Source organism: Nocardiopsis sp. TNDT3, from assembly GCF_003427465.1.
GTDB classification, from domain to species: domain Bacteria; phylum Actinomycetota; class Actinomycetes; order Streptosporangiales; family Streptosporangiaceae; genus Nocardiopsis; species Nocardiopsis dassonvillei.
Genome location: NZ_QPFC01000673.1, coordinates 1 through 3,565, shown reverse-complemented (window position 1 = coordinate 3,565; position 3,565 = coordinate 1). Strand labels below are relative to the sequence as shown.

3 protein-coding genes and 1 pseudogene are annotated in these 3,565 nt (G+C 74.4%); 1 reads left to right on the top strand and 3 read right to left on the bottom strand.

Annotated elements, in window-relative coordinates:
- Nucleotides 1-41: 41 nt before the first annotated feature.
- Complete coding sequence (gene aroF, locus DQW06_RS16890; RefSeq protein WP_019610786.1) at nt 42-1,088, bottom strand: 3-deoxy-7-phosphoheptulonate synthase; 1,047 nt, start codon at nt 1,086-1,088, stop codon at nt 42-44.
- Between the two features lie 397 nt (nt 1,089-1,485).
- Between aroF and DQW06_RS16885 the strand changes: the two genes are divergently transcribed.
- Nucleotides 1,486-2,079: a molybdopterin-dependent oxidoreductase gene (locus DQW06_RS16885; protein ID WP_049800377.1), complete on the top strand. Its 594-nt coding sequence runs from the start codon at nt 1,486-1,488 to the stop codon at nt 2,077-2,079.
- A 14-nt stretch (nt 2,080-2,093) separates the two neighbouring features.
- Here the strand turns inward: DQW06_RS16885 and macS are convergent, their stop codons facing one another.
- Nucleotides 2,094-3,230 (bottom strand): MacS family sensor histidine kinase, encoded by a 1,137-nt coding sequence (macS, locus tag DQW06_RS16880; RefSeq protein ID WP_370449089.1) that lies wholly within the window; start codon nt 3,228-3,230, stop codon nt 2,094-2,096.
- 57 nt (nt 3,231-3,287) lie between these two features.
- Nucleotides 3,288-3,565 (bottom strand): annotated as a pseudogene (locus tag DQW06_RS16875) (hypothetical protein); the annotation flags it as partial.

Here is a 3,565-nt window from a genome sequence, read left to right as displayed (position 1 = left end):
GGGGGGGGGGCGGGGGCGCCGTCGTGTTCAGCCCCGCGGTCTCACAGACCGGCCAGTTCGCGGCCCGGCGCCGGGGTCAGGGTGCGGCCGGTCAGGGCGGCCAGGGTGCCCGCCAGGTCGCGCAGCTCGGCCAGGTCCTCGTGCAGGAGGGCCTGCGGGCCGTCGCACAGGGCGTTCTCCGGGTGGGGGTGCACGTCGACGATGACGCCGTCCGCGCCGACCGCCACGGCCGCGCGCGAGAGCGGCAGCACCAGCTCGCGCTTGCCGCCCGAGTGGGACGGGTCGACGATCACCGGCAGGTGGGACAGGTTCTGGGCGACCGGGACCGCGCTGATGTCCAGGGTGTTGCGGGTGGCCTTCTCGAAGGTGCGGATGCCGCGCTCGCACAGGACGATGTCGAGGTTGCCGCGCTGGGCGATGTACTCGGCGGCCATCAGCCACTCCTCGATGGTGGCGCTCATGCCGCGCTTGAGCAGGACCGGTTTGCCCGCGTCCCCCACCGCCTGGAGGAGGGCGAAGTTCTGCATGTTGCGGGTGCCGACCTGGAGCATGTCCGCGTAGGAGGCGACCAGCTCCACGTCGGCGGCGTCCACGACCTCGGTGACGATGGGAAGGCCGGTCTCCTCGCGCACGTCGGCGAGGATCCTCAGGCCCTCCTCGCCCAGGCCCTGGAAGGCGTAGGGGGAGGTGCGGGGCTTGTAGGCGCCGCCGCGCAGCAGGGACGCCCCCGCCTCCAGCGCCATCCGGGCCGCGGCCAGGGTCTGCTCGGGGGTCTCGACGGCGCAGGGACCGGCGATGACGGTGACGTTGTCGCCGCCGATGGGCACTCCGCGCACGCTGACGACCGTGCGGCTGTCGTGGTTCTCGCGGCTGACGAGCTTGTAGGGGACGGAGATGCGCAGGACGTCGCTGACGCCCGGCTTGGCGGCCAGGCCCAGGTCCTGGAAGCGCTCGACGTCACCGACGAGGCCGATGATCGTGCGGCTCACCCCGCGCGTCACGTAGGCCTCGCCTCCGGCGGAGGAGACCAGCTCGACCAGATCGTCGATGTTCTCGGGGGTGGCGTCCGGCGCCATCACGATGACCATGTGCGTTGTCCCTAGCTGCTTGTCGGTTGGGTGGACGAGCCGACCGGCGCCCGGAACGAGAAAAGCCCCGGGCTCTACCGGCCCGGGGCTCAAGTCGTCTGTGTCAGCGCAGCGCTCTACAGGCGACCGGGGTGTCGGGCCGGTAGCCATAAAAGCGCCAGAAGTTCCGCTGCATGGCTGGAACTATAGCGCACGGTCGCCGCGTGTCCGCACACCCGGGGTGAGTGACCTGTCTCTCGTCGGCGCCTGACAGGATGGCCGCACGCACGTTCTCCCCACGGGGAAGGCGTTCGTGCCGGCCAGCCGGCCGGGCGCGCCGCGGGAGCCCAAGACGAGCAGGGGGACGGAAGTGTCCGAGGGAACGGACGAGGCCGACACGGGCGGGGCCCGGCCCCGGATGCCTCCCGGGCAGGCGGTGCGCCACGAGCACAAGCCGCTGCACTACGGACCGGTGCCCGCCTTCCGCCCGCAGCGGTGGGACCTGCGGGTCACGGGGGCGACCGAGGACCTGGGGGCGTACCGCTGGACGTGGGAGGAGTTCGCGCGGCTGCCGCGCACGGACTCGGTGAGCGACTTCCACTGCGTGATGCGGTTCAGCGTCCCGGACGTGCCCTGGCGCGGGGTTCTCGCCACGGACCTGGTGGCGGCGGCCCCGCCCGCGCCGGAGGCCACGCACGTGATGGCGTGGGGCGAGTACGGGTACGGCGCGAACCTGCGCATGGACGACTTCCTGGCGGAGGGGGTGCTGCTGGCGACCCACCGCGACGGAGAGCCCCTGGCTCCCGACCACGGCGCGCCGCTGCGCCTGGTGGTGCCGCACCTGTACGGGTGGAAGAGCGTGAAGTGGCTGCGCGCGGTGGAGTACATGACCGCGGACCGCCGCGGTTTCTGGGAGGAGCGCGGCTACCACAACCGGGGCGACCCGTGGCGGGAGCAGCGGTTCTCCCACCAGGAGGAGGAGCGGGGACCGGGCCGGGCTCCGCGGCGGTGAGCCGTGCGGGGCCCTCAGCGGCGCGGGACCCGCATCTCCACCTCGGTGCCCTGGCCGGGGACCGACACGTACTCGACGGTGCCGCCCAGGTCGCGCACACGGCCCCGCACGGACTGGGCCACGCCGATGCGGCCCTCGGAGCGGGCCCGCTCCAGGCGGCCGGGCTCGATGCCGGGGCCCTCGTCGCGCACGGACACGGTCACCGCGTCGTCCTCGTCCTCCACCAGCACCCAGGCGCGCGTGCCCTCGGGGCAGTGCCGCTCCACGTTGTCCAGGGCGGCGAGCACGGCGGCGGCGAGTTCGGCGGCGGTGTGCGCGGGCAGGACGACGGGCGTGGCGGGCGCGGACACCGACACGCGGGCCGACTCGGCGCGGCGCAGCGGCTCGCGCAGGTCCACCGCGTCCCCGGTTCCTGCCGCGGCAGTGCGCCCCGCGGGAGGCGGCGCCGCCCCGCCGGTCCCGTTCATCCCGTCCGTCCCGCCGGAGGCGTCCTCCGACGATCCGATCGCGACCAGCGCGCGCAGGCGCGCCTCCTGCTCACCGGCCATCCGGCCCAGTTCGGCGGCCTCTCCCCCGGCCTCGGCGCCGCGCCTGCTCACCAGGGACAGCACCTGGAGCACCGAGTCGTGGATCGAGCGGGCCAGCTGCTCGCGCTCGCGGGTGCGCGCCTCCAGCGCGACCGCCTGCGCGAACCGCCGTTCGGCCCGCTCCGACATCCAGGACATGTATCCGACCGCCAGACCGGCCAGGAGCAGCAGGACCACGCCGCGGGCGGTCGCCGCGGTCACGGCGGCGTCCATGACCGTGCGCAGGGTGAGGTCGGCGAGACCGTAGAGCACGGCGACGGCCGCGGCGGCGCGCCCGCCCCAGATGACGCTGGCCGCCAGCGCGGTGCCCGCGAACCAGTAGCCGCTCAGCGGCGGGGCCTGGGTGAGGTAGAACGGCGTGGCCGCCAGGGCGGTGGCGAACAGGCACGCGAAGGCCACCGCGAGGTCGGCGGTGAGCACGCGCCAGTCGCGCAGGTGCGGGCGGGCGTAGGCGCGGGTGGTGAACGCCGTCCACACGACCATGACCGCCAGCACCGTCCAGGCCAGCCAGGGCCGGGTCAGGTGCTCGTGGTGCTGGACGAGGAGGAACAGGGCGTAGACCAGGGACGCTGCGCGGAAGACGGCGAAGGCGCGCCAGAGGGGGAAGTCGAAGCCCAGGGGTCAGACCACCGCCCCGTTGTCGGGCCCGCCGTCTCCGGGCGGGCGGGAGTCGGTCATGCGCAGGATGAGCACGACGAAGCTGACCAGGAAGGCCAGCACCGCGGCGAACATCAGCCAGTTGGGCAGGGAGACGCCGACGAACGCGGCCCCGAACACCAGTACCGGCGCGCCCAGCAGGCACAGCCAGGCGGCGATGCCCACCCGGTCGCCCTGGAGCAGGGGCGGCGGTGGCGGGGGCTCGTAGTGGCCCTCCAGGTCGGCCTCGGCCCGGCGCCGGG